This is a genomic window from Stenotrophomonas sp. P5_B8 (assembly GCF_054049855.1).
In genome coordinates this window covers 1-5,989 of sequence record NZ_JBFULO010000223.1, presented here as the reverse complement: position 1 = coordinate 5,989, position 5,989 = coordinate 1, and the positions used below count along the sequence as shown (strand labels likewise).

Genomic DNA, 5,989 nt, shown 5'->3' with positions numbered 1-5,989 from the left:
ATCGGGAGCCGGCCAGCGGCCGGCACTACCGGGAAGGTGGCTGCTGCGGCAACCGCAACGGCAGCCGACCAACGGTCGGCTCTACCTTTTGCCGATCGAGCCGCGGCTCAGACCGTTTCGTAGGTGCCGTAGCTGCGCAGGCGCGTGTAACGCCTGGCCAGYAGTTCGTCCACCGACAGCTTCTGCAGTTCGTCCAGTTCGTTGAGCAGCACGGCCTTCAGGCGCTTGCCCATCTGGTTCGGGTTGCGGTGGGCGCCGMCGGTCGGCTCGCGCACCACCTTGTCGATCAGGCCCAGGCCCTTCAGGCGCGGGGCGGTCATGCCCAGCTGCTCGGCGGCGTCCTTGGCCTTGCCGGCGTCCTTCCACAGGATCGAGGCGCAGCCTTCGGGGGTGATGGTGGAATACACGCTGTATTCCAGCATCACGGTGCGGTCGCCCACGCCCAGCGCCAGGGCGCCACCGGAGCCGCCTTCGCCGATCACGGTGCAGATCACCGGCACCTTCAGCTCGGCCATTTCCAGCAGGTTGCGCGCGATCGCTTCGGACTGGCCGCGCGATTCGGCGTCGATGCCCGGCCAGGCGCCGGCAGTGTCGATCAGGGTCAGCACCGGCAGGCCGAAGCGTTCGGCCATCTTCATCAGGCGCAGCGCCTTGCGGTAGCCCTCCGGCTTGGGCATGCCGAAGTTGCGCTTGATCTTTTCCTTGGTGTCGCGGCCCTTCTGGTGCCCGATCAGCATCACCGACCGGCCACCGATGCGGGCCAGGCCGCCCATGATGGCCTTGTCGTCGGCGAAGGCGCGGTCGCCGGCCAACTCCTGGAACTCATCGCAGAAGATGCGGATGTAGTCGGCGGTGTACGGGCGCGAGGGGTGGCGGGCCAGCTGCAGGATCTGCCACGAGGACAGGTTGCGGAAGATCTGCGCGGTGCGCACGCGCAGCTTGTCCCGCAGGGCATGCACCTCGGCCTCGACATTGACCGCAGGGCCTGCGCTGGCACTGCGCAGTTCCTGGATCTTCGCCTCCAGATCAGCGATGGGTTGCTCGAAGTCGAGGTAGTTCGGATTCATCGGAAACCGTCGTGAAGAAAAGAGGGAAAGTGTAGCCGAATGCGCCGAAAAGCCCCGTACGCCCTCGTCTGGAAACCGACGGTAGCGCAGCGGGGCGGGGCGCGCCAGTCAGCTCAGGGCACCACCAGCGCGGCACTGCCCATCAGGGTGCTGCGGGTTTCGACGAAGGTGTTGTAGGCCTTGTTGGCGTCGACCGGCAGGCCCGAGCCCAGCGCGGCGGTGGCGACGGTAAAGGCGATCTGCGCCTGCAGCGCTTCCTGCTGCAGCTGCAGCTGGGCGTCGGCCGTGGTGGCCCGGAGGTAGCGCGCGTACAGCTCACGCAGGGGGCCGGCATGGGCGTCGAAGACCGGGTCCAGCGGCGGCAGCGTGGTCGGGGCGGCCTCCAGCGTGTAGTGCGGGGGCTGGTAGCCGGCCGGCTGCTGGCGTCGGTAGGCGCCGGGCTGGCCCGCATTGCCTTCGGCGTAGGCGATGAAGTCGGCGGCGGTGAAGATCTTGGTGCTGATCCGGCCGCCGGTCTCGTCCACATGGGCCACGGTCTGTTCGTCCGGGAACGGCTCGCGCACGCCAAACGTCCAAGCCTGGTCGATGAACAGCGCATGGGTGGTGCTGTACGGACCGTCGAAGCCGACCCCGCCCAGTTCGATGTGGTTGCCGGGGGCGCCGAAGTGCTTGAGCTTGTCTTCGTCGGTGACGTAAATTTCGCTGGCGATCACGTACTCGCCCAGGGTCGGGTTGATCAGGCCGCCCTTGCCACGCGCGTACACGATGAACCGCACATCGCCCAGCGCCGGGGTCTGCAGGTGGTGTTCGCCGGGCTTGAGCTTGACCGGGCGCGAGGCGTGCGCGGCGATTGGCAGTTCGTTGCCGTCGATGCGCAGGGTCAACGGTGTATCGCCCGGGTTGTCGATCTCGAAGGTCTGGGACGGGCTGGAACAGCCGGTGACGGCAACGGCTGCGAGCAGCAGCACGGTCAAACGCTTGATCAAAACAAAGTACCTGTAGTGCGGAGGGCGCGGGTCAGTTGGCCCACGGCGGGCTGTAGCGCACCTTCAGGGTGCGCACGGCGGGATCGGCGCGCAGGGCGTCGACCAGGTGGCTGTCCACGCGCACGGCGGTATCGCCGGCCACGTCGAGCATGCCGGCCACCGGTCCCTGTTCGGAACCGAGCAGCAGATCCAGGCGCAGTGGTGTGCGGCCGGGGCGGTGACGGTCCAGCAGCGCGTTGATGCGCGACCACGCCGGGTCGCCCTGGCGCAGGTCAAGGCGCAGCGACAGACGCGTGGCGTAGTTGGCGCACACCTCGTCGTAATCCCAGCACTGGCGCAGGCGCAACGCGTAGCCGCCGTTGAATTCGTCTTCGCGCAGGCCACCCTTGACGATCAGGATGCGGTCCTTGGTCATCAGGTGGCCGAATTCGGCCAGGCCGTCGGTGAAGGCACTGCACTCCACGCGGCCCTTGCTGTCTTCCAGCTGCATGAAGACCTGGCTTTCGCCCTTGCGGCGCACGCCGACCACCTGGCCGGCCAGGATCACCGGGGTTTCCTGGCGCCACGCGCGCTTCTCCCCGTCCTTGCTCGGGCGCGCCGGCGGGATCAGGCGTTCGAGCATGCCCAGGTCGGTGCCGACCAGTTCCTTGACGTCCTCGGCATAGGGATCGAACGGGTGGCCGCTCAGGTAGAAGCCGAGCGTGTCGMGTTCGCCATCGAGGAGCTGGCCCAGTGCCCATTCCTTGGCTTCGGGCAGGTCCAGCTGCATCGCGGTGCTCTTCGGGCTGGGCGCGCCGAACAGCGAATTCTGCCCGGAGGCCTTCTCGCGGGTGATCTGGTCGGTGGCCTTGAGCACTTCAGGCAACTGCAGCATCAGCGAGGCGCGGTTCTTGCCCAGGCCGTCCATCGCGCCGCAGTTGATCATCGCTTCGAGCGTGCGCCGGTTGAGCTTGCCCGATTCGGCGCGCATGCAGAAATCCAGCAGCGATTCATACGGACCACCGCGCTGGCGCTCTTCCACCACCGCTTCGCATGCGCCCTGGCCGACGCCCTTGATCGCGCCGAGGCCGTACTGGATGGTGTCGGCGCTGGACGCTTCGAACATGTAGGCGGACGCGTTGACCCGCGGCGGCAGCACGGTCAGGCCGAGGTTGCGCACCTCCGCCAGGAAGCCGACCACCTTGTCGGTGTTGTCCATGTCCGAGGACAGCGTCGCGGCCATGAACTCGGCCGGGTAGTGGCGCTTGAGCCAGGCGGTCTGGTAGCTCACCAGCGCGTAGGCGGCGGCGTGCGACTTGTTGAAGCCGTAGCCGGCGAACTTTTCCATCAGGTCGAAGATCGCGTCGGCCTTGGCCTCGCTGACCCCGTCCTTGGCCGCACCTTCGCGGAAGATCTCGCGATGCTTGGCCATTTCGGCCGGCACCTTCTTGCCCATCGCGCGCCGCAGCAGGTCCGCGCCGCCCAGCGAGTAACCGCCGACGATCTGCGCCATCTGCATGACCTGCTCCTGGTACACCATGATGCCGTAGGTGTCTTTCAGGATCGCTTCGGTGCGCGGATCGGGATAGATGATTTCTTCCTGCCCGTGCTTTCGCGCGTTGAAGGAGGGAATCAGGTCCATCGGGCCGGGGCGGTACAGCGACACCAGCGCGATGAGATCTTCGAAGCGGTCGGGGCGCGCGTCTTTCAGCAGGCGGCGCATGCCTGAGGATTCGAACTGGAACACCGCGCCGGTATTGCCGTTGGCGAAGATGTCCTTGTAGGTGGCCGCGTCGTCCAGCGGCAGCGCGGTGATGTCCACCGGCGGAATGCCCGCGCGCTCGTGGCGCTTGTTGATCGCCTTGACCGCCCAGTCGATGATCGTCAGCGTGCGCAGGCCGAGGAAGTCGAACTTGACCAGGCCGATTTCTTCGACGTCGTTCTTGTCGAACTGGGTGACCGGGTTGCGGCCGCGGCCGCCTTCGTCGTGTTCGGCGAACAGCGGGCAGAACTCGGCCAGCGGTTCGGGCGCGATCACCACGCCACCGGCGTGCTTGCCGGCATTGCGGGTGAGGTCTTCGAGCTGGCGGGCCAGGTCGATCAGGTCGCGGACATCGTCTTCGTTCTGGTAGCGCTGGATCAGCTCCGGCGAGGCCATTTCCGAATCCTTGCCTTCGCCCATGGCGTCCTTGAGCGAGATGCCCAGGATGTTGGGGATCAGCTTGGAGACGCCGTCGACCAGGCCATACGGGAAGCCGAGCACGCGCCCGGAGTCGCGCACCACGGCCTTGGCGGCCATGGTGCCGTAGGTGATGATCTGGCTGACGCGGTCGCGGCCGTACTTGCGCGCGACGTAGTCGATGACTTCGTCGCGGCGGTCCATGCAGAAGTCGATGTCGAAGTCGGGCATCGACACGCGTTCGGGGTTGAGGAACCGCTCGAACAGCAGGTTGTACGGGATCGGGTCCAGGTCGGTGATCTGCAGCGCCCAGGCCACCAGTGAACCGGCACCGGAACCGCGGCCGGGGCCGATCGGGATGCCCTGGTTTTTGCCCCACTGGATGAAGTCGGCCACGATCAGGAAGTAGCCGGGGAAGCCCATCTTGATGATGGTGGCCAGTTCGAATTCGAGGCGTTCGACGTAGTCAGCGCGGGTCTTGCCTTCGGCCAGCGGGTTCTTTTCGAGGCGCGCGTCCAGGCCTTTGCGCGATTCGCTGCAGATCCAGCTGTCGAGCGTTTCGTTTTCGGGCACCGGGTAGTTGGGCAGGAAGTAGGTGCCCAGGCGCATTTCGATGTTGCAGCGTTCGGCCAGCGCGATCGTGTTGTCGATCGCGTCGGGAATGTCGGCAAACAGCGCGCACATGTCCTCGGCCGACTTGAGGTACTGCTGGTCGCTGTAGTCGCGCGGGCGCTTGGGGTCATCCAGGACACGGCCGGAGGAGATGCAGACGCGCGCTTCGTGGGCGTTGAAATCTTCCGGCTGCAGGAAGCGGACGTCATTRCTGGCGATCACCGGCAGGCCACGCTGGCCGGCGGCCAGCAGGGCAAACTGGTTGAAGGCTTCTTCGCCGTCACGCCCGGTGCGGGTCAGTTCGAGATGCAGGCCGTCGCCGAACACGCGCTGCCAGTCGGCGAGCTGCTGCTCGGCCAGGTCGTGGCGGCCTTCGTTGGCCAGGCGGCCGGCGAGGCTGTCGCGGCCGGCCAACGCAAACAGGTTGTGGCAGCCGGCCTTGAGCCAGTCCGGATGGACAGCGACGCCGCCTTCGGGGCGGTGGCCTTCCATCCACGCGCGGGTGAGCAGGCGGGAGAGGCTGAGGTAGCCTTCGCGGTCGCGGCAGAGCAGGGTCATGCGCCAGGGGGTCATGCCCTCTTCGGCGATCATGATGTCGGCGCCGGCRATGGGCTTGATGCCGACGGTTTCGGCGGCCTTGTAGAACTTGACCAGGGCGAACAGGTTGTTCAGGTCGGTCACTGCCAGGGCAGGCAGTTTCAGTTCGACAGCGCGGCTGAGCAGGTTGGCCTGCTTGGCTTTCTTCGGGTCAGCCTGCTCCGGCTTCGCCGGGACACGGATGGTCGAATCCGCCAGCGAAAACTCGGTGTGGACGTGGAGATGTACGAAACGGGAAGTGGACATGCCGGGCCAATGTAATGCCCGGTCAGGGTAGCGGCGCGGGCGTGGACGGACAAGGCTTGACAGGGGTGTTACAGGGGGAGGGGTGGGTTGCTTTGTTCAGGTAGTGGGTGCTGGTGGGTGGGTGATGACTTCAACGGCGAGTGCCAAGGCAACAGCAACGGCAACGGCAACGGCAACGGCAACAGCCAGGGCAACTACAACGGCGATGCGGGTGTGCGGGTGATGAAGGGCCGGGGTGGCGGGGGCAGGGTCGCGGGACACGCCGTAAACCCATCCCTGGGGGCTCGGTGTTGCCATCCATGGCAACACACGGTCCCGCCAAC

At 66.5% G+C, this 5,989-nt stretch carries 3 protein-coding genes and 1 pseudogene; 1 reads left to right on the top strand and 3 read right to left on the bottom strand.

The window, feature by feature from the left end:
• Nucleotides 1-107 precede the first annotated feature (107 nt).
• From ACXJKH_RS12785 to dnaE, 3 genes are all read right to left on the bottom strand, one after another.
• A complete protein-coding gene (locus ACXJKH_RS12785; RefSeq protein WP_457319759.1) occupies nt 108-1,067 on the bottom strand; it encodes an acetyl-CoA carboxylase carboxyltransferase subunit alpha in 960 nt (319 codons plus the stop codon).
• A 113-nt stretch (nt 1,068-1,180) separates the two neighbouring features.
• Nucleotides 1,181-2,053, bottom strand: coding sequence for a hypothetical protein (locus tag ACXJKH_RS12780; protein WP_457319757.1), 873 nt, complete (start codon nt 2,051-2,053; stop codon nt 1,181-1,183).
• Nucleotides 2,054-2,084: 31 nt separating this feature from the next.
• Complete coding sequence (gene dnaE, locus ACXJKH_RS12775; protein WP_457319755.1) at nt 2,085-5,666, bottom strand: DNA polymerase III subunit alpha; 3,582 nt, start codon at nt 5,664-5,666, stop codon at nt 2,085-2,087.
• Between the two features lie 117 nt (nt 5,667-5,783).
• Here dnaE and ACXJKH_RS12770 point away from each other — a divergent pair.
• Nucleotides 5,784-5,989, top strand: a pseudogene (locus ACXJKH_RS12770) (hypothetical protein); the annotation flags it as partial.